22 protein-coding genes are annotated in these 24,011 nt (G+C 67.7%); 10 read left to right on the forward strand and 12 right to left on the reverse strand.

Features of this window, described 5'->3' with window-relative positions; all coding sequences use genetic code 11:
• Window positions 1-236 precede the first annotated feature (236 nt).
• Window positions 237-1,160, reverse strand: a complete 924-nt coding sequence (locus A5764_RS09410; protein WP_231989659.1) for an MBL fold metallo-hydrolase — start codon at window positions 1,158-1,160, stop codon at window positions 237-239.
• Window positions 1,161-1,218: 58 nt separating this feature from the next.
• On the opposite strand from A5764_RS09410, the gene A5764_RS09415 reads away from it, so the two are divergent.
• Together A5764_RS09415 and A5764_RS09420 are read left to right on the forward strand one after the other, a co-directional pair.
• Window positions 1,219-2,694 carry an MFS transporter gene (locus tag A5764_RS09415; RefSeq protein ID WP_067112074.1) on the forward strand — a complete coding sequence of 492 codons (1,476 nt, stop codon included), beginning with the start codon at window positions 1,219-1,221 and terminating at the stop codon, window positions 2,692-2,694.
• Between the two features lie 70 nt (window positions 2,695-2,764).
• Window positions 2,765-3,610 carry an alpha/beta fold hydrolase gene (locus A5764_RS09420; protein ID WP_067112077.1) on the forward strand — a complete coding sequence of 282 codons (846 nt, stop codon included), beginning with the start codon at window positions 2,765-2,767 and terminating at the stop codon, window positions 3,608-3,610.
• On the opposite strand, the gene A5764_RS09425 is transcribed toward A5764_RS09420, so the two are convergent.
• Together A5764_RS09425 and A5764_RS09430 are read right to left on the reverse strand one after the other, a co-directional pair.
• Complete coding sequence (locus A5764_RS09425; RefSeq protein WP_067112080.1) at window positions 3,600-4,334, reverse strand: hypothetical protein; 735 nt, start codon at window positions 4,332-4,334, stop codon at window positions 3,600-3,602. The two genes, A5764_RS09420 and A5764_RS09425, sit on opposite strands and share 11 nt — an antisense overlap.
• 64 nt (window positions 4,335-4,398) lie before the next feature.
• Window positions 4,399-4,794, reverse strand: coding sequence for a glyoxalase/bleomycin resistance/extradiol dioxygenase family protein (locus A5764_RS09430; RefSeq protein ID WP_067112083.1), 396 nt, complete (start codon window positions 4,792-4,794; stop codon window positions 4,399-4,401).
• Window positions 4,795-4,867: 73 nt separating this feature from the next.
• Here A5764_RS09430 and A5764_RS09435 point away from each other — a divergent pair, with 73 nt between their 5' ends.
• Both A5764_RS09435 and A5764_RS09440 read left to right on the forward strand, forming a co-directional pair.
• Entirely contained in the window at window positions 4,868-5,782 is a 915-nt protein-coding gene (locus A5764_RS09435; RefSeq protein WP_067112086.1) for an alpha/beta hydrolase, read from the forward strand.
• 6 nt (window positions 5,783-5,788) lie between these two features.
• Window positions 5,789-6,232, forward strand: coding sequence for a DoxX family protein (locus A5764_RS09440; RefSeq protein ID WP_067112088.1), 444 nt, complete (start codon window positions 5,789-5,791; stop codon window positions 6,230-6,232).
• On the opposite strand, the gene A5764_RS09445 is transcribed toward A5764_RS09440, so the two are convergent.
• Window positions 6,201-6,836, reverse strand: coding sequence for an HD domain-containing protein (locus tag A5764_RS09445; RefSeq protein ID WP_067112091.1), 636 nt, complete (start codon window positions 6,834-6,836; stop codon window positions 6,201-6,203). The genes A5764_RS09440 and A5764_RS09445 overlap by 32 nt on opposite strands.
• 171 nt (window positions 6,837-7,007) lie before the next feature.
• Between A5764_RS09445 and A5764_RS09450 the strand changes: the two genes are divergently transcribed.
• The 3 genes from A5764_RS09450 (at window position 7,008) to A5764_RS09460 (ending at window position 9,895) form a co-directional block, all read left to right on the forward strand.
• Window positions 7,008-7,817: an SDR family NAD(P)-dependent oxidoreductase gene (locus A5764_RS09450; protein WP_067112094.1), complete on the forward strand. Its 810-nt coding sequence runs from the start codon at window positions 7,008-7,010 to the stop codon at window positions 7,815-7,817.
• On the forward strand, window positions 7,814-8,767 hold the full coding sequence (locus A5764_RS09455) for a phosphotransferase family protein (RefSeq protein ID WP_197501264.1): 954 nt from the start codon (window positions 7,814-7,816) through the stop codon (window positions 8,765-8,767). The genes A5764_RS09450 and A5764_RS09455 overlap by 4 nt, the downstream gene beginning before the upstream one ends.
• A gap of 444 nt (window positions 8,768-9,211) precedes the next feature.
• Window positions 9,212-9,895, forward strand: a complete 684-nt coding sequence (locus tag A5764_RS09460) for an MspA family porin (RefSeq protein ID WP_197501273.1) — start codon at window positions 9,212-9,214, stop codon at window positions 9,893-9,895.
• Here the strand turns inward: A5764_RS09460 and A5764_RS09465 are convergent.
• Both A5764_RS09465 and A5764_RS09470 read right to left on the reverse strand, forming a co-directional pair.
• Window positions 9,892-11,187: an acyl-CoA dehydrogenase family protein gene (locus A5764_RS09465; RefSeq protein WP_067112100.1), complete on the reverse strand. Its 1,296-nt coding sequence runs from the start codon at window positions 11,185-11,187 to the stop codon at window positions 9,892-9,894. The two genes, A5764_RS09460 and A5764_RS09465, sit on opposite strands and share 4 nt — an antisense overlap.
• A gap of 21 nt (window positions 11,188-11,208) precedes the next feature.
• Window positions 11,209-11,982: an enoyl-CoA hydratase/isomerase family protein gene (locus A5764_RS09470; RefSeq protein ID WP_067112314.1), complete on the reverse strand. Its 774-nt coding sequence runs from the start codon at window positions 11,980-11,982 to the stop codon at window positions 11,209-11,211.
• A 211-nt stretch (window positions 11,983-12,193) separates the two neighbouring features.
• Between A5764_RS09470 and A5764_RS09475 the strand changes: the two genes are divergently transcribed.
• The gene (locus A5764_RS09475; RefSeq protein ID WP_067112103.1) at window positions 12,194-13,150 is read left to right on the forward strand and encodes an LLM class F420-dependent oxidoreductase; all 957 of its coding nucleotides are present in this window, start codon (window positions 12,194-12,196) and stop codon (window positions 13,148-13,150) included.
• Window positions 13,151-13,153: 3 nt separating this feature from the next.
• On the opposite strand, the gene A5764_RS09480 is transcribed toward A5764_RS09475, so the two are convergent.
• Genes A5764_RS09480 through A5764_RS09500 form a run of 5 tightly spaced genes read right to left on the reverse strand, consistent with a single transcriptional unit; the run spans window position 13,154 to window position 20,302 of the window.
• The gene (locus A5764_RS09480) at window positions 13,154-13,981 is read right to left on the reverse strand and encodes an oxidoreductase (RefSeq protein WP_067112106.1); all 828 of its coding nucleotides are present in this window, start codon (window positions 13,979-13,981) and stop codon (window positions 13,154-13,156) included.
• Window positions 13,982-14,012: 31 nt separating this feature from the next.
• Window positions 14,013-14,891 carry a polyphosphate kinase 2 gene (ppk2, locus tag A5764_RS09485; RefSeq protein ID WP_067112110.1) on the reverse strand — a complete coding sequence of 293 codons (879 nt, stop codon included), beginning with the start codon at window positions 14,889-14,891 and terminating at the stop codon, window positions 14,013-14,015.
• Window positions 14,892-14,921: 30 nt separating this feature from the next.
• Entirely contained in the window at window positions 14,922-16,448 is a 1,527-nt protein-coding gene (locus A5764_RS09490) for an Hsp70 family protein (protein ID WP_067112113.1), read from the reverse strand.
• Between the two features lie 9 nt (window positions 16,449-16,457).
• Window positions 16,458-18,719, reverse strand: a complete 2,262-nt coding sequence (locus A5764_RS09495; RefSeq protein WP_067112115.1) for a carbon starvation CstA family protein — start codon at window positions 18,717-18,719, stop codon at window positions 16,458-16,460.
• Between the two features lie 41 nt (window positions 18,720-18,760).
• On the reverse strand, window positions 18,761-20,302 hold the full coding sequence (locus A5764_RS09500) for an ATP-dependent DNA ligase (protein WP_067112118.1): 1,542 nt from the start codon (window positions 20,300-20,302) through the stop codon (window positions 18,761-18,763).
• Window positions 20,303-20,413: 111 nt separating this feature from the next.
• Here A5764_RS09500 and A5764_RS09505 point away from each other — a divergent pair, with 111 nt between their 5' ends.
• Together A5764_RS09505 and A5764_RS09510 are read left to right on the forward strand one after the other, a co-directional pair.
• Window positions 20,414-21,172 carry an SDR family NAD(P)-dependent oxidoreductase gene (locus tag A5764_RS09505; protein WP_067112121.1) on the forward strand — a complete coding sequence of 253 codons (759 nt, stop codon included), beginning with the start codon at window positions 20,414-20,416 and terminating at the stop codon, window positions 21,170-21,172.
• A 170-nt stretch (window positions 21,173-21,342) separates the two neighbouring features.
• Window positions 21,343-23,508 (forward strand): acyl-CoA dehydrogenase, encoded by a 2,166-nt coding sequence (locus A5764_RS09510; RefSeq protein ID WP_067112124.1) that lies wholly within the window; start codon window positions 21,343-21,345, stop codon window positions 23,506-23,508.
• A gap of 111 nt (window positions 23,509-23,619) precedes the next feature.
• Here the strand turns inward: A5764_RS09510 and A5764_RS09515 are convergent, their stop codons facing one another.
• On the reverse strand, window positions 23,620-23,964 hold the full coding sequence (locus A5764_RS09515) for a Zn-ribbon domain-containing OB-fold protein (protein ID WP_156664592.1): 345 nt from the start codon (window positions 23,962-23,964) through the stop codon (window positions 23,620-23,622).
• Between the last annotated feature and the right edge of the window lie 47 nt (window positions 23,965-24,011).

Here is a 24,011-nt window from a genome sequence, read left to right on the forward strand (position 1 = left end):
GGCGAGATTCCGTCGGAGGGCGTCTGCTCGACATCGGTCATCGTGGGTCCTAATCCCTAGAGATGGTGGCGACGACACCGGAGCATCACTGACTTGGCCGGCGCGCGCAAGGCGTCAGTTTGGCAGGGATCGTTGCACACCAGGCGCGGAATTGACGTCCGCCGCGTGAACGCAAGCCGACGTACTGTCGACGAAACGGAATTGGGGACGAGACGAACGCCGTCGGTGAGCGAAGTTCAGCCGTTGGGTTTGAACGTGTACGTCTCACCGTGCGCGAGGTAGATGAACTTCGTAGCCACGTTCGTGGCTTGGGCCGCCTTCTTGAAGTCGTCGAGTCCCGACAGGAAAACCGAGAAGTCGTTGTAGTGGATCGGGATGGCGGTGCGAGGCTTGGTGATTTCGACGGCCCTTACGCCCTGCTCACCAGTCATGGTCACCACCGTGACAAGGAAGGTGGTGCCACCGGTGTGAATCAGACCGAGGTCGATGTCGGGATAGCGGCGCGGAATCTCCTCGAGACTGTCGATGAGCATCGTGTCGCCGGTTATGTAGAGCCTGTACAGGTGCTCGGCGTGATGGCTGAAGTCCAGCATGTGTCCGTTAACCGGCATCAGCAGTTCGTTGACCGCCTCATCCGTGGAGTGCTTGCCCGGCATAGCGGTGATGGTCAGGGTCGCCTCGCCTTTGTGCACCTCCAGAGATTCCCAGGTGCCCAGTGGATGGCCTCGCTCAAAACCGAGAGCGCTCAGCTTGTCCACCGCATCAGCCGTCGAGACGATGGGCAGCTTCTTGTCGAGCTCTTCGGCGGCCACATCATCGAAATGATCGCCGTGATAATGCGACAACACGATCAGATCTATTGGGGGGAGGTCAGCGATCTGGCAAGCCGGCTCCACCTCACGTCGGGCCCAGATGCCATGACCCAGATAGACGTGCTCGCCTTTGTGCAGGAAGGCGGGATCGGTGAGGATGGTCAGCCCTCCGAAACGGATCAACGTGGTGGCGTTACCGATGAAGTACACGTCGCCCTCGTCGAAATCTGCCGTCTCGCCGCTGGTTAGCTCCAAAGAAGTCATGGTGGGCTCGCCCTCCTCGGGTCGGGCTGCGGATGCCGCCAGCTTCAGTCTGGGCCAGAAAATGCCAACGGGCCAGGCGAACATTTGTCTCATCCGTAGCACAATCGCAGGCGGCACACTCGTCGCACTCTGGAGGTTTGCCGTGAACCAGCCGCCCCAGCTGCAGCTGGGGTCGGACGGTGCGCGCTGGCTGATCGCCGCGGCCGTCCTCGGCTCCGGGATCGCGCTGCTCGACGGCACGGTCGTCAACGTCGCGCTGCCCGCCATCGGACGCCAACTGGGTGGCGGCCTGACCGACCAGCAGTGGGTCCTGGACGGTTACCTCTTGACGTTGAGCGCGCTGCTGTTGTCCGGGGGCGCTGCGGGCGACCGTTACGGTCGCCGGCGCGTCTTCATCGCCGGGCTGGTCGTGTTTACCGTGGCCTCCCTCGGCTGCGGTCTTGCGCCGACCATCGGCTGGCTGATCGGGGCTCGGCTGGTGCAGGGCATCGGTGCCGCGGCGCTCGTGCCCGGCAGCCTCGCCCTGATCGATGCGGGCATCACCGACGAGGACCGGGGCCGCGCCGTGGGGATCTGGGCGGGCATGTCCGGGGTGACGACGGCGCTGGGCCCGTTTATCGGCGGCTGGCTCGTGGACGCGGCGTCGTGGCGGTGGGTGTTCTTCCTGAACCTTCCGCTCGCCGCGGCGGTGGTGTGGATCGCCGCGCGGCACATCCCGGAGTCTCGCGATCCGGCCGCGCGAGGCCGCCCCGATGTCCTCGGGACCGCCGCTGTCACGCTCGGTCTCGCCGGGGTGAGCTACGCGCTCATCGAGAGCCCTTCGCGCGGTTGGACTTTGATCACCGTGACCGCCGCCGTGGTAGGCGCGGTGGCGCTGGCCGCTTTCCCGCTGATCGAGCAGCGCGCGCAGTCACCCATCCTGCCTCTCACACTGTTTCGCTCCAGCCAATTCACCGGTGCCAACCTGACGACCCTGGCCGTGTACACGGCGGTCGGCGGCGCATTGTTCCTACTGGCATTGCAGCTGCAGGAAAGCCTGCACTACTCGGCGCTTGCCGCCGGGCTGGCGCTGCTGCCGATGACGGTCATCATGCTGATCGGCTCTCCGTGGGCCGGTGCGTTGGGGCAGCGGACGGGTCCGCGGCTGCCCATGACGGTCGGGCCGCTGATCGCCGCCGCGGGCCTGGCGTTGATGGCACGCACCGTGCCCGGCGCGACCTATCTCGGGGCGGTCCTGCCCGCGGTGGTCGTGTTCGGCGTCGGACTGGCGATCACCGTGGCGCCGCTGACCGCGGCCGTTCTTTCCGCCGTGCCCGACACCTATGCCGGCACCGCCTCCGGCGCCAACAACGCCATTTCGCGCGTCGCCGGGCTACTGGCCATCGCGGTGCTGCCGGTCGCGGCCGGCATCCATGCCGGGCCGGGGCAGCCGCTCGGCCCCGGCTTCTCGATCGCGATGCTCATCGCCGCCGCCTGCTGCGTCGTCGGCGGAATCACCGCGGCGCTGACCATCCGCACCGGCGCCGACTTCGCACATCAGGTGCTGCCCGGGATCAACCACGCCTGCCAAGACCCGAGTACCAGGCGGGCCAGCAGCGCCCGGGAGGAAGCGGCCTGAGGCCGTAATGGAGCGCCATCTGTCTCGATGTGTGGGTTGGCGCACAGCGATTTTCAGCTAGATTCCGGGGATGACATTGACGACGTGGGATGTCGACGGGCGCAAGGTGTTTGGGGTTGCCGCCGGCAGCGGCGAGCCGGTGCTGATGCTGCACGGCTACCCGCAAAGCGCGTCCTGTTGGCGGCACGTGATCGGGGCGCTGGCCGAAAACCACTATGTCGTGGCACCGGATTGGCCCGGTTTCGGCCGGTCCGATCCGCCAGCGACCGCGCCGACTTATGACAACGAGATAGACCGGCTGGAACGATTCGTGCAGCGCTTGGGGTGGCGACGATTCAACCTATGCGCCCACGATTACGGCGGCTTCATAGGTCTCGGTTACGTCATTCGCCACCCCGAACGGGTGCAGCGACTGGCTCTGCTGAACACCCGCGCACACGGCATCTTCCGCCCCTGGTTCTACCGGTTCTCGTTGGGCCAACACTGGGCCGCGACGCAGCCGGTTGTGTCGGCGGCCGCCCAGCGTCTTCCGCTGGCCGCGCTGCACCACATCGTCCTGGCCCGCTACCGAAGTATCGGCTGTTTCGACACCGCGCTGGAAGCCGAATACCTGGGCTGGATGAACACACCGCAAGGAAGGCGGACATTTTGGGAGTTCTTCGCCCACTACTCGGTGCCTGCCATCGGTTGGCTGGCGGACGGACTGGCGACCATATCGTGCCCGGCCGCGGTGATCTGGGGCGACCGCGACCCCTACATTCCGTTTGACACCGCCCGCGAACTGGCCGATCGCATGCCCGACGCCAGGCTGATTCGCTTGCCCGGTGCCGACCACTACGTCATGGAGGAACGCCCCCGCGAGGTGACGGACGCGTTGCTAAGCCTGCTGGGAGTGGCCGCGGCGCCTAGCTTGTGACCGTCATCTGCTCGTCGCTGCTGGCCCACGATCGGCTGAAGATGTCGATCGGTACCTGTTCGTCCCGGCCATCCTCGATGCCGCTGTCATTGAGGTGCACGACGCCGAGGGCGGTGTCGATACCGGTGACCACCACGGCGTGGTCGGCTTGTGGTTCGCCGTCGGAGGTCTTGTCCTCCACCGGCTCACCCCAGATCAGCTCGGAGTTGACCCCGACGATCACCTTGTGGCCCTTGGCCAGATCCTGCTCGAGCGCCACCGTCCCGGTGGGTACACCGGTCTTTGCGGCGCGTTGCCTGTCGGTGCTCACGGCGTGGACGCCGTAGTGCGCGAGCAGCGCCGGTTCATCGTCGAACGAGGTGCCGCTGCCGGGCTTGCGCTTGTTGGGTTTCGTGTAGATCGGCCCGGAGTGGACGGTGCTCGGGATGGATTGGGCCACCTTGATGACGGCCTGCTCGGAGGGCTGGCGCCCGGTCCGCTCGCCGACGACGTCGGAGACCGCCATTTCCACGCAGTCGTCGTCATACCCCTGATAGCGCCAGAACGGGGCGGCCGCCGCCGGTTCGCCGTACAGCGTGCCCTGGCCGCGTGGCGAGTCAGGCGTGCTGGGGGCGGCGTGCGCGCTGCCCGCCGCCAGGCCCAGGGCCATCCCAAGGGCGGCCGCACCCGCCAGCCCCGCGATCCGGGCGGTGCGGCCGGCGTTCCCAATCCACGTGCTGGTCATGCCGTGTCCCCGTCAAGAAGTGCTCTCGTTGTCTTGATGGATTTCTGTAGAGAGCTCGTCTTCGTTACGGGCGGTTCGGGCCGCCGATCGACGACACGGGAGTGGCTATTTGGTACACGTTTCCGTGGCTGTCTTTCACCATGGCGCGGCGGTCGCCGTAGAACTGATCGGCTGGCGGCTCGATCACCTGGGCGCCGGCGTCGACGGCACGCCGGTAGGCCTCGTCGGTGTCGTCGACGTAGATGTAAAGGAACGCCGGGAAGTGCTCGCGTTCACCCAGGGAGGAGATCATCACCATCGAGTCGCCGATGACCAATTGAGCGGGACGGTCGGTGAACACCTCACCCTCGGCACCAAAAACCGATCTCAGGAACGACGCGCACCCTTCGACGTCTTGCACGACGATCCGCGGAATAATCGACCTCTGCACCGCTGGTGTTGTGCCGGCGTCGTCAGCCATGACCCCATTGTCAATGCGCACCGGTGAGATTCAAGGTTGACATCGAGTGGTTACCTGGAAACCTGATCTTCTTATGACGATCCCCGGGCGACCGCTGCGCTTCGATGTCAGCGACGTGGTCGGGGAGCCTGCATCCCTGGCAGCGTCCTATTATCCGGCGCGCGGCGGCGCTACCGACGGCGCCGTGCTCGTCTGCTTGCCGGGCGGCACTTATAGCCGTGAGTACTGGGACCTCAGGATTCCGGGACAGCGCGGCTACAGCTTCGCCGACTTCGCCGCCGAGAACGGCTACGGTGTCGTGACCATCGATCCGCTCGGCACCGGCGAAAGCTCAAAACCTGCGGGCGATTTCGATTTTGCGGATATCGCGGCCGCCCTCGCGCGCGCCGTATCCGAGATGCCGGCCGTGACCGGCGAACAGGCACCCGCCGTGGCCGTAGCGCATTCGCTGGGTGCCTACCTGGCGATCACCCAGCAATCGCTGTTTTCCAGCTATGCCGGGCTGGCTGCTCTCGGGTGTACCAATCATCATGTCGCGCCGCTGAATCTGGATGCGGCATTCATCGCCCGGGCTGGAAGCCCGCAGGGCCGCGCCGAGCTTGCCCAGCAGATACCTGCCGCCCTTCCCGAACCGTATGCCGAGGGCCCGCGCGAGTATTTACAGAGCTGGTTCCACCTCGCCGACGTCCCCGCCGATGTCGTTGCGGCCGACTGCGTCACGGCAAAGTCGGTCGTACCGCGCGTCTTTGGCACCGCGCTGATCCCCGGCGTTGTGGCTGAGCACGCCGCGCGGATCGACGTTCCGGTGTTTCTCGGCTACGGCGTCGTCGACGTATCACCGGATCCGCGGGCCGAGGCCGCCGTGTATTGCAGCAGCCCCGACATCACCACCGTCGTGCTGCCCGGCAGCGCACACTGCCACAACATGGCGTCGAGCCGGCACCGGTTGTGGCGCCGGCTGCTCGATTGGGTCGCGACCGTAACGTAGGGGATCGTGACGCGAAACCTCAACTCGAAACTGTCCAGGTATGCGCCGGCCGTTCTGAGTCTCTTTCGGTTGGTGTACGGCCTGCTCTTCGCCGCGTATGGCTCGACGATCCTCTTCGGTTGGCCCGTTCCTTCCGCGGTGCCGGTCGAGGTCGGTGCGTGGCCCGCCTGGTACGCCGGCTTGATCGAATTCGTCGCGGGACTCTTGATCGCCACGGGGTTGTTCACCCGCGCCGCGGCGTTCATCGCCTCCGGAAACATGGCGGTCGCCTACTTCTGGATGCATCAGCCCCACGCGCTTTGGCCGGTCGGGGATCCTCCGGCGGGCAACGGCGGCAGCCTGGCGATCCTCTTCTGCTTCGCCTTCTTCCTGCTGGTCTTTACGGGCGGAGGTAGCTATTCGCTCGATGCTTTGCGCCTCAGTCGCCCCACCGGCCGTGTGACGCCATGACTTCCAATCGGGTGACGCCGTCGTCCTGCCTTTCGCGCAGCACCTCTCCGGGCACCGAATAGGGCGGCGCCGCCTCGGCGCTGCGCCGAGCGTGCGCGGCGATCGCATCGACCAGCGTCCTCGCCATGGATAGCCGCGGGTAGCGGGCATGGATGGCCGCGGCGGTCTGCTCGTCGATGAAGCCGGCGTTGCGGCCGAAATCCATACCGATGCCCGACCGGGTCAGGTAGCAGAGTGCCCCACGCCGATCCGCGATCCCGGCCGAGGTGTGTAGGGCGATGGCCTCCCACACGCCGTCGACCACCGCGCGGTCGTAGCCGTGCTCGGTCAGCAGGGCCGCCGCCAGGTCGGCACCCTCCACCTCGAACCGCGCCCTGCCGGGAGCCGCGGCGCCAACGCCGAGATCGTGCAGCACGCAGGCCAAACACAAGGCCTCACCGTCATATTCCGCGCCGGGCCGGATGCCCTCGTGGGCTGCGAGCAACTCACCGAAGAAATAACTGCGCACGCTGTGGTGGAACACCGACGGCGACTCGGAGGACTGTGCCAACTGGATCGCGGCTTGGGCGGCGGCGGTGCGCGGGAGGTCGAGGACTGACTGCATGGCACCACGTTAGGGCGGCCGTGGCGCCGCGGGGAGTGGCCAAAAGGCCATAGTGCCCACCATTTAGGCCATGGCCCGACGCCCGGTGCCGGGACTTCCATTCGTCCGCCGATAATGACATTCTCTGCCTTGGAGAAGGCGTTTCCACGATGCGGTCCGAGGAGGTCGACGATGACCGGCGACCAACGGTGTGACGGCATGGTGGCCCTGGTCACCGGAAGCAGCCGAGGGCTCGGCAGGGCCATCGCGGCGCGCCTTGCCGCTCGCGGCGCCACGGTGGCGTTGACCGCCCGCACGATGGAACCCGATCCCAAATACCAGGGATCGCTGAGCCAGACCCGCGATGAGATCCTGGCGGCCGGCGGTCGGGCCGTCGCGGTTCAGGCGGATCTGTCGCAATCCGAGGAGCGCGCAAGGCTTTTCGCTGAGGTGGTCGACGCCGTCGGCGCGCCCGACATCCTGGTCAACAACGCCGCGGTCACCTTCTTGCGGAGCCTCGACGGCTTCCCCGAACGCCGGGCCCGGCTGATGATGGAGATGCACGTGCTGGGCCCGCTGCACCTGTGCCAGTTGGCGATTCCGGCGATGCGCGACCGCGGGCGGGGCTGGATCCTTAACGTGACATCGGTGGGCGGCGACCTGCCGCCCGGCCCGCCGTTCTCCGAATTCGACCGGACCGCGGGCTTCGGCATTTACGGAACGGTCAAGGCCGCGCTCAACCGGCTGACGAGAAGCCTCGCCGCCGAGCTTTACGACGATGGCATCGCCGTCAACGCCGCCGCTCCGTCCAACCCGGTGGCGACCCCGGGGGCCGGCACCCTGGACCTGGCCAAGACCGACACCGAGGACATCGAACTGATCACCGAGACCGCCTTCCGGTTGTGCACGGGCGATCCGAAGACCATGACCGGACGCATCGCACACACCCAGCCCTTCCTGGCCGAGGTCGGCTGGCCGAGAAGCGGCCCGCTGACTGGATGAGAATGGTCGAACTAGACCCCGACGAGCTGCGGCGGCGGCTCGCCGACGCCCACGTCACCAACCTCACCCCGCTGGCCGGCGGCGCGTCCAGCCTTACCTTCCGCGGCGAGCAGAGCGGCCGCCCGGTGGTGGTCAAGGTCGCCCCGCCCGGCGTCGAGCCGGTCGGCCACCGTGACGTGCTGCGTCAGGGCCGCATCATCAAAGCGCTTGCCGCGACCGATGTTCCGGTTCCGGCTGTGCTGTGGGAGGACGCGGGAAGCCCGCCGCTGTTGGTGATGTCCCATGTCGAAGGCGACTGCGAGGAGCCGCTTTTCGACGGCGGCACCCCGACCGGTGATCTGCTCGAGCGCTATCGGAATGCGTGCCGGGTGCTGGCGGCCTTGCACTGCCTGTCGCCGGCTCAGCTTGGCCTGAGCGGTGAACCGGTCGTGGGCCCGGCCACGGAGGTGCGGCGGTGGGGCGAGACGCTGCGAACCGTCGACGCGGCGCTGGTACCCGGCTGGCAAAAGGTGCGCGACGCGTTGCTGCGGCGGGCGCCAAAGGCCATGGCGCCTAGCGTGGTCCACGGTGACTTCCGGTTGGGCAACCTGCTGGCCGTCGGCGCCCGCATCGAGGCGGTGATCGATTGGGAGATCTGGTCGATCGGTGACCCTCGCATTGACGTCGGGTGGTTTCTGATCAACTGCGATCCGGATACGTACCAACGTGTTCCGGCCTCGGCGGGCATCGCGCCGCCGACCGACGAGCTCGCCGAGATTTACCAAAGCGAACTGGGTTGCGAGATCACCGACTTGGGCTGGTTCCGTGCGTTGGCATGCTTCAAGTCGGCGGCGACTTGGTCGCTCATCGTCAAGCACAACCGCCGAAGGCGTTGTCCGCGAGACGAACTGGAGGCCATGGCGCCCAGCCTACCGAGGTTGCTGGGGCGCGCCGCATCAATGCTGGATTAGCCGCGGTTCAACCGCATTTGACATACAGGTTTTGGCAATACATGCCGACGCCATCCCAGTTCGCTTCCGATGGACGGCCGCGATCGGCCGGATTCGAAAACAGCGATGGCGACTGAGTGAATAGAGTCTGCGTCAGCAGTTGCTCGATTGGGGGAGCGGGAGGCGGGGCAGTATCCGGTTGCGCTTGGGCTGTGCCGGCGCCGCCGGCGAAAGCCGCGAGGCTGATGGAACCGGCCAGCAGTCCGCGAGCGACCGCACGAAGTGTCACCGCCGCTCCCTTCGTCCGTCTGTCCTGAAATTATTGGCCATCCCAGAGTCAACCGCCAGTGGCAAATCCACATCGCACAACAGTTACGAACGCACAACAACTGTGGTCGGTTGGCCAGCAAATTCCACAAGTCGAATCGCATCGTGCCTACGGTGGCGCGCGTGAGGCCGATAACCGTGGTCGTTCGCCACGCTGCGGTCGTCGCGGTTTGCCTGCTCATGGCGGTGACGACGGCGCCATCGACAAGCGCCGACCCCGACGCCGAACCCGCCGGTGCGGTGGCAGCGCCACCGGTCGAAGGGGCGTTGCCGTCGAATCCTCCGGTGACGCTGAACACTCCCGACGGTTGGACCCTGGGGCTGGGCGCCAAGGACGAGGCGCAGGTTCCCGTGGCGCCGTTGACCACCGCCGTCTCCTCGCGCGAATACCTCGCGAGCGGGACGTTTGTCGGGTCACTCATCGGGCCGGAGCTGCCTAGAGGCATCCTCGAGGTGGGCTACGAGATCGGCTGCGGCATCGACATGAGCACGTCCGATGGCGTCACGATCGGGGGCACCGCCGGCGTTACTCCCGGCGTGACGGGACCGGTGACCGGTGTGCCGGGGGATATTCTGCCGTTGGTTGTTGCTCCGATCGCTGGCGTGCTCAACGTGGGGCTCAAGCCCGGCTTGGTGATTGTGGTGCCGGTCGTCAAGAAGGAATTCAGGGGTCCGAACCCCTGGGTCATGGTCAGCAATTTCCACGTGAAGATCGATGGATGCGTGGGACAGTCGTTCATCCGCTCCTATGCGGTGCTGACGCGGGTGACCGACCAATCCGACGTGGTGCTGTCTTACGTCGGCGTCACCAAAGCGGTCTAGCCGCGCGGGATTCCGGCGAGCCTGTCCGCAAACTTCGCCTCGGCGGCCGCACGCAACCGCAGCAGGTGCTCCGAGGGGAACAAATCGGGTGCCGGCTCCCGGTCTTTCAGCAACAGCCGCGCCAGCGTCACCTTGTGCACCTCGGTGGGACCGTCGGCGAGTCCCAGGACGAACGACTCCACCAGGTACTGCACGAACGGCATCTCGTGAGTGGTGCCCAACGACCCGTGTAGCTGAAGCGCCCGCGCCGACACGTCGTGCAGCACCTTCTGCATCATCGCCTTGACCGCCGAGATGTCGGCCCGCACCGCCTTGTAATCGTTGAATTGGTCGATCTTCCAAGCGGTTTGCACGGTCAGCAGCCGGAAGGCTTCGATCTCCATCCATGAGTCGGCGACCATCTCCTGGACCAGTTGCTTGTTGGCCAGCGCCTCGCCCTGGGTGTAGCGCGACACCGCCCGCTCACAGATCATGTCGAAGATGCGGCGGACCAACCCCACCGTGCGCATCGCATGGTGAATGCGCCCGCCTCCCAGGCGGGTTTGGGCGACGGCGAACGCCCCGCCGCGCGGGCCGAGCATGTGGTCGGCGGCCACCCGCACGTCCTCGTAACGGACATAACCTTCCCGTCCGCCGCCGGGTGGCTGATACCCCAACCCGACGTCGCGCATCACGTTGATGCCCGGGGTGTCGCCCGGCACCACGAACATCGAATACCGCTGGTACGGCGGCGCGTCGGGATCGGTCATCGCCATCACGATGATGAATGACGCCATCGAGGCGAAGGACGAAAACCACTTCTCCCCGTTGATGATCCAATGATCGCCGTCGGTGACCGCGGTGGTGCGGAAGACCTTCGGGTCTGCGCCGCCCTGCGGCTCGGTCATCGAGAAGCAGGACACGATGCGGTTGTCCAGCAGCGGCTCGAGGTAGCGCGCTTTGAGCTCGGGGGTTCCGTAATGGGCCAGGATCTCACTGTTACCGGAATCGGGGGCCTGTGAACCGAAGACGATCGGCGCGCACTCCGAACGGCCCAGGATCTCGTTGAGCAGCGCCAGTTTGACCTGGCCGTAGCCTGGCCCGCCCAGGTGTGGTCCGAGGTGGGTGGCCCACAGCCCGCGCTGCTTGACGATTGTTTGCAGCGGCGGGATCAGGGCCTGCCGCACCGGATCACCCAGATCGTGAGACTCCTTGACGATCAGGTCGATTGGCTCGCACTCGCTGCGCACAAATTCGTCAACCCATTCCAGCTGTTGGGCCCACTGCGGGTCGGTGGAGAAGTCCCACGACATCTGTCGTCCCTCTCGGTTGCGTTACTGCCACTTTTTTCGGCGTGCGGCCGCTTCGTCGGTCGCGTGCGAGATGACCTGGTTGCGGTTCTCCAGTTCCAGCGCCGAGGAGAGGCAGGCCGCGTCGGTATTGACCTGCAGCGCGCGCTTCGTCAGTTGCACGCCCAGCGGGGCCAGGTCGGCGATGAGCGAGGCCAGCTCCACGGCCCGGTCGGCCAGCCGGCCGGGGTCGACGATCTCGCTGACCAGCCCGCGCTTGTCGGCTTCGGCGGCCGATACCGTGCGTCCGGTCAGCATCCAGTCGGCCGCGACACTGGTGCCCACGATGCGCGGCAGGTGGTAGCTGATGCCCATTTCGGCGCCCGACAGGCCGAGCAGGATGGCCGCGTTGCCGAAGGATGCTGCCGCTGAACAGATTCGGATGTCGGAGGCCAGACACAATGCGAACCCCGCGCCGACGCACGGGCCGTTGACCGCGGCGATGACCGGCTGGGGCAATTGACGGACAGCTTCGGCCAAGCCGGCCATCTTCTCCTGGAAGCGCATCCGGTCCTGCGCCGGCGCGGTGGCCTCCGGCACGTCGGGTCCGAAGTCGCGCATGTCGATTCCGGCGCAAAAGCCGCGGCCGGCGCCGGTGAGTACGACGGCCCGTACCGACTGGTCGGACGCCAAATCGCCCAGCGCCTCGCCCAATTCGGTTTGCATGACGGCGTTGATGGCGTTGAGCCGCTCGGGGCGGTTCAGCCGCACGACGACGACGCCGTCGCGCGGCCGGTCGTGCTCCAGCGTGTGTGGCACCCACCGATCGTAAATGGTCTCTCGGCTCAGGAGAATAATCTTCTCCTGCACTGCGAAGCCGTTCTCGCCACGGCGCACGTCGCCTATCCCGGAGTTGTCGCGGTGAGGCGGACAAAAAGGGTGGTCCTCCCCACGGCGTGGCCGGGCATGACCGACGTGACTCACTGCTAGGCCCGTGCGTGAGCCGCCGCGCAGCGGGTAGCCCGCCGCCATGACGAAGATCGGATACTTCTTGTCCTGTGAGCAATTCGGCCCCAAGGAACTGATCGACCAGGCTAAGCGTGCGGAGGCGGCTGGGTTCGACGCGCTGTGGATCTCCGACCACTTTCATCCCTGGAATGACGAGCAGGGCCAGAGCCCGTTCGTGTGGGGCGTGATCGGGGCGCTGTCGGAGGTCACGTCGCTGCCGGTCAGCACCGCCGTCACCTGCCCGACGGTGCGGACCCATCCGGCGATCATCGCGCACGCGTCGGCCACCGCGGCCGTGCAGCTCGACGGCCGCTTCGTGCTCGGGGTGGGCAGCGGCGAGGCGCTCAACGAACACATCCTCGGCGACGCCTGGCCGTCCGTCGGCGTGCGCCAGGAGATGCTCGAGGAGGCGGTGGAGGTGATCCGGCTGCTGCACCGCGGCGACGAGGTGAGCCACCACGGCAAGCACTACGAGGTGCAGGAGGCGCGCATCTACACGCGACCCGAGCGTCCGGTGCCGATCTACGTCTCCGGGTTCGGTCCGCAGGGCGCCGAGCTCGCCGGGCGCATCGGCGACGGGTACGCGCTGGCGATGCCCGACGCGGAGTTGGTCAAGGCGTTTCGGGAATCCGGCGGGGGCGACAAGCCCGTCCAGGCGGGAACCAAGGTCAGCTGGGACCAGGATCCCGACGCCGCGCTGAAGGCGGCGCATCGCCTGTGGGGCAACGAGGCGCTGCCCGGGCAGACCGCGCAGATACTGCCGCGGCCGAAGGACTTCGCAGCCCTGATGTCGCTGGTGCCGCCGGACAAGGTCGCCGAGAGCGTCGCGTGCGGCCCCGATCCCGACAAGCACGCCGCGCAGGTGCGCAAGCACCTCGACGCCGGCATCGACGAGGTCTACGTGCAGCAGATCGGCCCCGACATGGACGGGTTCTTCGCGACGTGGGAACGTGAGGTGCTGCCCGCGCTGCGCGGCTGAGGCTCAGTCGAAGTTGGTGGCGCTGGTGACCTCTTCCCATTTCGCGATCTCGTTGGCGCGCTGTTCCGCGACGTAGCGGTAGAGCGCCAGGGCGTCGGGACCCAGCAGCAGGAAGCCGGGTGGCTCGCTCGATTCGACGGCCGCGATGATCGCGGCGGCCGCCTTGGCGGGGTCGCCGGCCTGGGTGCCGTGCATGGTGTCGTTTTCCTTGCGGCGCTGCCCGGCGGTGCTCGCGTAGTCGTCGATGACGGTGGCCGACTGCGCGAGCGAGCGACCGGCGAAGTCGGTACGGAACGCGCCGGGCTCCACGACCGTCACCGAGATGCCCAGCGGCGCAAGCTCACCCCGCAACGACCCGCTCATCCCCTCGATGGCGGCCTTGGCCGCCGAGTAGTAGCCGGATCCCACCGGGGTCACGGTTGCCCCGATCGAGGAGATGTTCACGATCGCGCCGCTGCGGCGGGCACGCATCCCCGGCAGGACGGCCTTGATCATCGCGACCGTGCCGAAGAAGTGCGTCTCGAACAGCTCCCGGACGTCTGCGTCGTCGCCCTCTTCGACGGCGGCGCGATAGCCGTAGCCGGCGTTGTTGACCAGCACGTCGACTCCGCCGAACCGCTCGGCGGCCTGCCGCGCCGCCGAGGTGACCTGCGCCGGCTGGGTGACGTCGAGGGCGACCGCGAGCGCGCGCTCCGGCGCGCCCTCCGCGAGGTCGGCGACCTTCGCGACGTCGCGCGCGGTCACGACGGCATTGTGGCCGGCACCGAGCACGGCTTCGGCCAGCGCGCGACCGAGCCCGGTCGAGCAGCCGGTGATGAGCCAGGTGGACATGGGAATGTTTCCTTCCAGTCGGGTGTGCGTCTCAGTCGGTCAGCGCCCGGCCCACGATCTGCGGATCCGGCTCGCCCACTAGCTCGTGGTCCTTGTCGTCATAGTCGGATTTGGCGAGAACGTAACGCATGGCGTTGATCCGGGCCCGCTTCTTGTCGTTGCTCCTGACCACGATCCACGGCGCGACGTCGGTGTCGGTCGCCGCGAACATCGCCTCCTTGGCCGCGGTGTAGTCATCCCACCGGTTCACCGACTCCATGTCCATTGGCGAAAACTTCCACTGCCGCACCGGGTCGACCAGCCGGACGGCGAACCGGGTGCGCTGCTCGGCGGGTGACACCGAAAACCAGAACTTGGTCAGGTCTATCCCGTTGGCCACCAGCAAATGTTCGAAGAGCGGCGCCTGGTCCATGAATTCGTCGTACTGCTCGGGCGTGCAGAATCCCATCACCTTCTCCACGCCGGCGCGGTTGTACCACGAGCGGTCGAACAACACGATCTCACCGCCGGCCGGCAGGTGGGCGATGTAGCGCTGGAAATACCACTGCGTTCGTTCGCGTTCGCTCGGCTTCTCCAGCGCCACCACCTTCGCGCTGCGGGGATTGAGGTGCTCCATGAACCGCTGGATCGTGCCGCCCTTGCCGGCGGCGTCACGCCCCTCGAACACGATCACATGCCGGCGCCCGGTGCGTTTGGCGTGATTTTGCAGCTTCAGCAGCTCGATCTGCAGCCTGCGCTTCAGCCGTTCGTATTCGTCACGCGGCATCCGGTGGTCGTACGGATATCGCTCGCGCCACGTGTCCACCGGATTGCCGTCCCGATCCAGCAGGACCGGCTCATCGTCGTCCTCGTCGTTGATCGTGTAGCCGTGTTCGGGAGTGGACAGGGCTTCCAAATCAATCTCTGTCATGACCCCAGGTATTCCCGGTGGGGTGCGGACTCATAAACCTGCGGCGCAGCGCTCCAGTCGGAAGGTGCGCTTGAAGCCGGCCGGCTGCGTCGTCAGCGTCACCTCCACGGCGCCACCTGGGGCGACGACGTAGCGCTCCTCGACGTCCGGGCCGTCGCTCCACCGACCGACCGGCTGGCGCCCGAGGTCGTCGCGGTCGCGCAGGTCCGGATCGAACGGAAACAGGACCGGATCGTACGGCGTCACGTCCCCGTCGGGACGGCCGTTGACGAGGCGGCTGCATTCCACGAACCTGAAGTGTCCGATGTTGTGCGCCGCCCGGTAGGTCCGCTTGATCACCAGCGGCGTGCGCCCATCGCCGGGCAGCGAGGCGTCCTTGGGCACGATCGGGTCGAAGACCACGTCAGTGCCTGCGTGCGCCTCCCGGAAGACCCCGAAGTGCCGCGAAAAGCGTTCGGACAACTCGAAACCCGCCTCCTTGTCCAGGAAGACCGCCAGGCCGATGGCCGTCGCCGCGAACGGGTGCGGCGAGCGCTTCACGCGCTTCTCGCCGAAGGCGGTGCGCAGCATCCGGGACACCAACGGGAAGCCCCCGGCCCCGCCCACCACGTAGATGCCCGCCACCTCCGACCACGCCACGTCCTCGCGGCCTCCGGTCGGGTCGTGCAGGACGCGCTGCAGCAGCGACATCGTCTTGTCGACCAGCGGCGCGCACACGGAATAGACGTCGTCGATGGGGCAGGAGAACGGGGGCCGGTCGGTCTCGCCGACCCCGGCGAGATCGACCAGGAAACGGCGCGTCTGCGGCCCGACGGCCTCCTTGCGGGCGGCGCATTCCTCGCGCAGCACCTCGCGCGTGGCCGGGTCCGCCCCGGGCAGGCTCAGCCGGGCCAGCACGAGGTCCACGATCGCCTCGTCGAAGTCGTCACCGCCGAGCCGCTGGATGCCCTCGCTGACGACGACCTCGTTCTCGTGTCCGGTCATCTTCAGCAGCGACGCGTCGAACGTGCCCCCGCCGAGGTCGTAGATGAGGACGTATTCGCGTTTGGCGGTGATGGTGGAGCGGTAGCGGTGGGCGTATTCGAGGCTGGCGGCCGAGGGCTCGTTCAGCAGTGCGACAACGTGGAAACCGGCCGCCACGAAGGCATCCAGCGTCAGCAGGCGCTGGGCGCTGGTGGCGTTGGCCGGCACGCTGATCGCGGCCTCGACGGTCTCGCCCGGCGCAAGGGTGGCGTTGGAACCGCGCTGCAGGTCGCGTTTCAGCTGAGCCAGAAAGCCGGTGAGCAGGTCGCTCAGCCGGTGATTGCGGCCCGCCAGTGTTACCTCGGTCTGCGGGCCGGCCTCGGTGAGCAGGCGCTTGAACGATCGCAGCACGGACCACCCGGGCTGGTGGCGCACGGCCGCCGCGTCCGGACCGAAGCGCAACTCTCCTTCGCCGTTGGCCGCGATGAGCGAGGGCCACGTATCAACCCCGTCGAAGGAGACGACCGGATAGTTGCCCCTGTCGACGGCGGCAACGACGGTGTGGGTGGTGCCGAAGTCGATACCGACTCTCATCGCGCAATTTTAGGACGGCGCGGGCGCCTTCGACACGACCTTGTCGGGCGCGTCCCACTGTCGCTGCACCTGGCGTTCGGCGGCGGTGGGAATCAGGCCCGACGGCGCGAACCGTTTCGACGGGACCGGCTCTTCCTCCGTCAACGGCCTGCCGTTGCCGCGAATTACCCTGAGCGACACGACAATTCCGACGATCAGCACGATGACGACGACCAGTGCGAACAGGATCGACAGGGTGCCCTGGATGAAGGTATTCCTGATGACCTCGCTCATCTGATGGGCGTTCTTCGCCGAACCGAACGCGGTCTTGCCCGCATTTTTGGCCGCCAGGTATTGGGAGTGCTGGGTCCAATAACCGACCGCGGGGTCGCCGGAGAAGATCTTCTGCCACGATGCCGTCAGCGTGACCGCCAGATCCCACAGCAACGGCGCTCCCGGGATCCACGCCCACTTCAGCAGGCCCTTCTTGATGACCACCACCGTGATGACGGTCAGCGCGATCGCCGCGAGCAACTGGTTGGCGATGCCGAACAGGGGGAACAGCGTGTTGATCCCGCCCAGCGGATCGGTCACGCCCATCAGCAGGGTGCTGCCCCACGCGGCGACGACGGCCAGGCTGCATACCCACACTCCGGGGCGCCAGCTCGGGTTTTGCAGCTTCGACAGCGGACCACCCAGGTTGCCGAGCATGTCGGAAAGCATGAAACGCGCGACCCTGGTGCCCGCGTCGACGGTGGTCAGGATGAACAGCGCCTCGAACATGATCGCGAAGTGGTACCAGAAGGACCTGAGGCCGGCGCCGCCGAACACGCGCTGCAGCACCTCCGACATTCCCCAGGCCAGCGTCGGTGCTCCGCCGGTACGCGACACGATCGACTTCTCACCGACGCTACTGGCGGCCTGGCTGATCTGGTCGGCGGTCACGGGCGCGCCGGACAGGCCGAGCTTGTTGACGTAGTCCGCGGCGGTGGCCGCGGTGCCGCCGGTCTGGGCGGCCGGCGCGTTGAGGGTGAAGTACAGGTGCTGGTTGATGATCGACGCCGTGATCAGCGCCATGACGGCGACGAACGACTCGGTGAGCATGCCGCCGTAGCCGATGAGCCGCATCTGGCCTTCCTTCTCCAGCAGCTTCGGCGTCGTCCCGGAGGAGATCAGCGCGTGAAAGCCGGACAGCGCGCCGCAGGCGATGGTGATGAACAGGAAGGGGAACAGCGAGCCGGCGAACACCGGACCGTCACCCCTGGTGGCGAAGTGCGAGACGGCGGGCGCCTGCATCAGCGGTCGCGCGATGCAGATGCCGACCGCGATCAGCCCGACGGCGCCGACCTTCATGAACGTGGACAGGTAATCGCGGGGCGCAAGCAGCAACCACACCGGCAGCACCGACGCGGCGAGGCCATAAATGATCAGGCACCAACTCAGTGCGACCGGTGACAGCGTGAACCACGTTGCACCCCAAGATGTTTCGGCAACCCAATTGCCCGACGCCACGGCGACCAGGAGCAGCACGAAGCCGATCGCCGACACTTCCGACACGCGGCCGGGGCGCAGGAACCGCAGGTAAAACCCCATGAACAGGGCGATAGGGATGGTCATGGCGATCGAGAACACACCCCAAGGGCTTTGGGCCAGCGCCTTCACCACGATCAGCGCCAGCACCGCGATCAGGATCACCATGATGACCAGGACCCCTAACAGGGCGGCGGCGCCGCCGGTGGCGCCGAGCTCGTCGCGGGCCATCTGGCCCAGGGAGCGGCCCCGTCGGCGGGTAGAGATCCACAGGACTAGGTAGTCCTGCACGGCGCCGCCGAATACCGCACCGATGATGATCCAGATGCTGCAGGGCAGGTAACCCATCTGGGTGGCCAGCACCGGGCCGACGAGCGGGCCGGCCCCGGCGATGGCGGCGAAGTGATGGCCGAACACCACCCGCCGGTCGGTCGGGACGTAGTCGGTGCCGTCGTCGAGCACCTCGGCGGGGGTGGCGTGGTCGTCGCGTGGGCGAACGATCTTCATTTCGATCAATCGGGCGTAGAACCGGAACCCGATGATGTAGGTGCAGATCGCCGCGATCACGAACCACACCGCGTTCACCGTCTCGCCGCGGGCGAACGCGATGATCGCCCAGGCGACTGCGCCGACGACGGCGATCGCGGCGAAGACGATTTTATGGCGGGTGGTGATGGGGGAGCGGTCGACGATCGCGACGGGGGGCAGCTCGGCGTCGGTGTGGATGAAGCTGACGTCTCTGTCGTGCTCTTTGATAGCCACGGCGAAAAACCCTACGCGCGCAACGTTGACAACGCGTGTTTTTAATACAGCGCCCGCACCGCGTCGATGGTGTCGGCCTCGGCGGGGCTCTTGTCGTCGCGGTAGCGCACCACCCGGGCAAACCGCAGCGCCAGTCCGCCGGGATAGCGCGACGACTTCTGCACGCCGTCGAGGGCCACCTCGACGACCTGCTCGGGGCGCAGCCGCACGACATAACCGTCCGTCGCGCCGACCGCGAGTTCGGTGAACCGTGCGGTCTGCCAGTCCAGCATGGCATCGGTCATGCCCTTGAAAGTCTTTCCGACCATGACGAATTCGCCGGTGGCCGGATCGCGCGCGCCCAGGTGGATATTGGACAGTTTGCCGCGTCGGCGCCCCGACCCCCACTCGACGGCGAGCACCACCAGGTCCAGCGTGTGTACCGGCTTGACCTTCAGCCAGCCCGCCCCGCGGCGGCCCGCGAGGTATACCGCGTCCGGCGCCTTGGCCATCACCCCTTCATGCCCGGCGGCCAGGGTGGCGTTCAGGAAGTCGGCGGCCTGCGCGGGGTCCGAGGTCGTCAGCCGGTCGACCCGTTGCGCCGGCGGCACCAGCGCGTCCAGGGCGGCCAGCCGCTCGGTGGTCGGTGCGTCCAGCAGGTCCGCGCCGTCGTAATGCAGGATGTCGAAGAAGAACACCGAAAGCCGCTGTGCGGCAAGGGCCGCCGCGACGTCGACGGATCGGCCGAACCGCGAGGCGGTGACCTGGAAGCGGTGCGGCCGGTTGTCGGGCCGCAGCGCGATCGCCTCACCGTCGGCGATCAGGTCGCGCACCGGGAGCGCCAGCGTCGCGTCCACCACCTCGGGCAGCCGTGCGGTGACGTCGTCGAGGCTTCGGGTGTATATCGTCACCTCGTCGCCGGCCCGGTGGATCTGCACCCGGGCGCCGTCCAGCTTCGCCTCGAAAATGGCTGTGCCGCAGTGGCGTTCGAGCGCGTCGGCCACCCCGGTGGCGGTCTGGGCCAGCATCGGGCTGACCGGCCGGCCCACCCGCAGGGTGAACGCGTCCAGCGCCGCGGGTCCGCCGGACAGGCCCGCCGCCGCGACCGCCGGCAGGTCCCCGCCCAGCATCGCAGCGCGTTGCACCGCGGCGGCCGGGATTCCGGCGGCCTTGGCCACCGCGTCGGCCATGATTCCGGCCAGCGCGCCCTGCCGCAGCTCGCCGCCGAGCAACCGCACCAGGAAGGCCTGCTCGGTTTCGGTGGCGGCGGCGAACAATCCCGCGACGAGCTCGGCGCGCCTGGCCTGTGAGCCTTTGCCGGACACCGCGCCGATCTCGGAGAAGGTGGCGTCCACGCCGGCGACGGTAAGCGTCGGATGGGCCGCCGGCGGCGGGCGCGAGCGCACCGACGCCCAGCCCACGCCGATCTGGCGCTGGCGCAGCTCGCCGGAGAGCCACGACACGATGGTCGCGACCGCATCGGGGTCGGCCGGCAATTCTGTGGAGGCGCGGCGCAGGAGGTCGGCGATGTGGGCGACCTTGGTCAGGCGCGACGACGTGCCGCCGACATTAAGCGATGTGCTTGCCACGTCCAGAAGGAGCACTTGCTCAGCTTGGCATGGCTCGCCGACAAGCCTCGGGGGCGGACACGCTAGCGTGCCTACTTAACGTTACAAATTTCATGAATTCTGACAAGCCTTAAGAAGGAGGTCCGGATGGAGATCAACGGAAAGAAGGTCATCGTCATCGGTGGCGCGTCGGGGATGGGTCGCGCCTCCGCGGAGTTGCTGGCCGAGCGCGGCGCGGAGGTCGCGATCTTCGACCGCGAGGGTTCCGACGGCAAGACCGTCGCCGAAGGGATCGGCGGTGCGTTCTATCCCGTCGACGTTACCGACTTCCAGGGAACCGAGGAGACGTTGCAGACCGCCGTCGACAAGCTGGGTGGCCTGCACGTCACGGTGACGACCGCCGGCGGCGGGATCGCCAAGCGCACGCTGACCAAGTCGGGCCCCCATGACCTCGAGTCCTTCCAGTCGGTCGTCGACCTCAACCTCATCGCCACCTTCAACATCAGCCGGCTGGCCGCCGCGCACATGGCCAAGAACGAGCCCGAGGACGAGGAGCGCGGCGTCATCATCAACACCGCCTCGATCGCGGCGTTCGAGGGCCAGATCGGGCAGATCGCCTACACCGCCGCCAAAGCGGGCGTCGCGGGGATGTGCCTGACGATGGCGCGCGACCTAGGTTCGGTGGGCATCCGGGTGCTGGCGATCGCGCCGAGCCTGTTCGCCACGGGGCTGACCAAGGGCATTCCGGACGAATTCGCGACGGCGCTGACCAAGGACGCGGCGTTCCCGAAACGGCTGGGCCGGCCCGAGGAGTACGCCAAGCTGGTGGCGGCCATCGTGGAAATCCCGATGCTCAACGGCCAGTGCCTGCGGCTGGACGCCGGCCAGCGGTTCGCCCCCAAGTAGACGCCCCCGGGTCCTATGGCCTCGGCAATACAGTATCCTCTTTAGGCAGCCGCCCCGCTCCCCCTCGGAGCGGGGCAGGCGTCAGCCCCGCGACGGGCGGGCCGGGTAGCGATCGCAAGCGCGGCGCTGGCGCCGCGGGTCGGCACCGCCAAGCCGAGGAGGAGTGCCCCATGGGTATCGCACTGACCGACGACCATCGCGAACTCGCCGACGTGGCCCGCGCGTTCCTGACCGCGCAAAAGGCGCGCTGGGCGGCGCGATCGCTGCTCGACGCAACCGACGAATCCCGGCCCCCCTTCTGGCAGAGCCTGGCGGAGCTGGGCTGGCTGGGCCTGCACATCGACGAAGAGCACGGCGGCTCGGGCTACGGCTTGCCCGAGCTCGTGGTGGTGATCGAGGAGCTCGGCCGGGCGGTGGCGCAGGGACCGTTCCTGCCCACCGTGATCGCGTCGGCGATGATCGCCAAAGACGGGACCGCCGAACAGAAGTCGCGGCTCTTGCCTGGGCTGATCGATGGAACCGTCACTGCCGGAATCGGTCTGGACAGCCGGGTGGCGGTCTCCGATGGTATCGGCGACGGCGAGGCGGGGATCGTGCTGGGCGCCGGGCTGGCCGAGCTGCTGCTGATCTCGGCCGGAGACGACGTGCTGGTGGTGGAGCGCGGCCGCGAGGGCGTCTCGGTGGAGGTGCCCGAGAACTTCGACCCGACCCGGCGCTCCGGACGGGTCCGGCTGGACAACGTGAGCGTTACGCCCGACGACGTGATGCCGGGCGCCCGGGAATCGGCCCTGGCCCGCGCCCGGACGCTGCTGGCCGCGGAGGCGGTGGGCGGGGCCTTGGACTGCGTCGACGCCGCCGTCGCATACGCCAAGGTGCGCCAGCAGTTCGGTCGCACTATCGCCACTTTCCAGGCGGTCAAGCATCATTGCGCGAACATGCTGGTGGCCGCCGAGTCGGCGACCGCGGCGGTGTGGGACGCCTCGCGCGCTGCCGGCGAGGATGAGGGGCAGTTCCGTCTCGCCGCCGCCGCGGCGGCCGCGCTGGCCTTGCCGGCCTACGCGCGCAATGCCGAACTCAACATTCAGGTGCACGGCGGCATCGGCTTCACCTGGGAACACGACGCACACCTGCATCTGCGCCGGGCGCTGGTGACCGCGGCGCTGTTCGGCGGGGACGCGCCGGCGCGGGATGTCTTCGAGCGCATCGCGGCCGGCGCCGTCCGGGAAAACAGCGTGGATCTGCCGCCGGAGGCCGAAGAGCTGCGCACCCGTATCCGCGCCGACGCCGCGGAGATCGCCGCGTTGGACAAGCAGGCGCAACGCGACAGGCTGATCGCGACCGGCTACGTGATGCCGCACTGGCCCAAGCCATGGGGTCTGGCCGCCGATGCGGTGGAGCAGCTGGTGATCGAGGAGGAATTCCGCGCGGCCGGCATCAAGCGTCCGGACTACGGCATCACGGGATGGGTGATCCTGACCCTGATCCAGCACGGAACCCCTTGGCAGATCGAAAGATTCGTTGAGAAGGCGTTGCGCAAGGATGAGATCTGGTGCCAGCTGTTCTCCGAACCCGACGCGGGGTCGGATGCGGCGTCCATCAAGACCCGGGCCACGAGGGTCGACGGCGGCTGGAAGATCAACGGCCAAAAGGTCTGGACCAGCGGGGCCCACTACTGCGCGCGGGGCCTGGCCACCGTGCGTACCGATCCGGATGCGCCCAAGCACGCCGGCATCACCACGGTGATCGTCGACATGAAGGCGCCCGAGGTCGAGGTGCGGCCGCTGCGGCAGATGACCGGCGGCTCGGACTTCAACGAGGTGTTCTTCAACGACCTGTTCGTCCCCGACGAGGACGTCGTCGGGGCGCCCAACTCAGGCTGGACGGTCGCGCGCGCGACGCTGGGCAACGAGCGGGTCAGCATCGGCGGCAGCGGGTCGTTCTACGAGGGGCTGGCGACCGCGCTGGTAGAGCTGGCCCGCCAGCACGCAGATCGGTTGGCGGGCGCGGATATCCGGGTGGGGTCCTACCTGGCCAATGAGACCGCGCTGCGGCTGCTCAACCTGCGCCGGGTGGCCCGCAGCGTCGAAGGCGCGGGTCCGGGGCCGGAAGGCAACGTCACCAAACTGAAGCTGGCCGAGCACATGGTGGAGGGGGCCGCGATCATGGCGGCGCTGACCGGGCCAGAGGTCGCGCTGGTCGACGGGCCGGGCGCCGCGCCGGGCCGGCTGATCATGGGCGCGCGCGGCATGGCGATCGCCGGCGGCACGTCCGAGGTGACCCGCAACCAGATCGCCGAGCGGATCCTCGGCATGCCGCGCGACCCGCTGATCAACTAGCCGGCCACCCGGCTCCCGCTTCGCGAGCGTGCGTGTTTGAACCGCGGCACGCCGGTCGTGGCGTACAGCTGCGCACGCTCGTGCCATCCGCGGCGTCAGACGCGTGGGGCGTCAGGCCGGGACGAATTGCGGGGCGCCGGCGCTGCCCCTCTCCGGCTGGATCTGTACGGGCATTCCGCAAGTCACCGAATCCGGTTCGCAGCCAACAATATTGGCGGCCACCCGCAGCCCGCTCTGCTCAACGAGCTCGACGATGGCGATCACGTAGGGGGTCGGAATGTCGGGGTTGTATGGGTGGTGGTTGACCGTGTAGGTGAACACCGCGCCGCGCCCCGACACCGGCCGCGCCACCAGCCGGCCGCCGCAGTCGCGGCATTCACCCGTCGCGGGGTGCACCCAGCGCGCGCACACCTCGCAATGCTCGATGAGCAGCTGAGACGTCGGCGCGCCTGACACGACCAATACAGTACACTCTATTAATTCGAGCGCGGGTGGCGGATTGT

Source organism: Mycobacterium sp. 852002-51057_SCH5723018 (assembly GCF_001667035.1).
In the GTDB taxonomy this organism is placed as follows: domain Bacteria; phylum Actinomycetota; class Actinomycetes; order Mycobacteriales; family Mycobacteriaceae; genus Mycobacterium.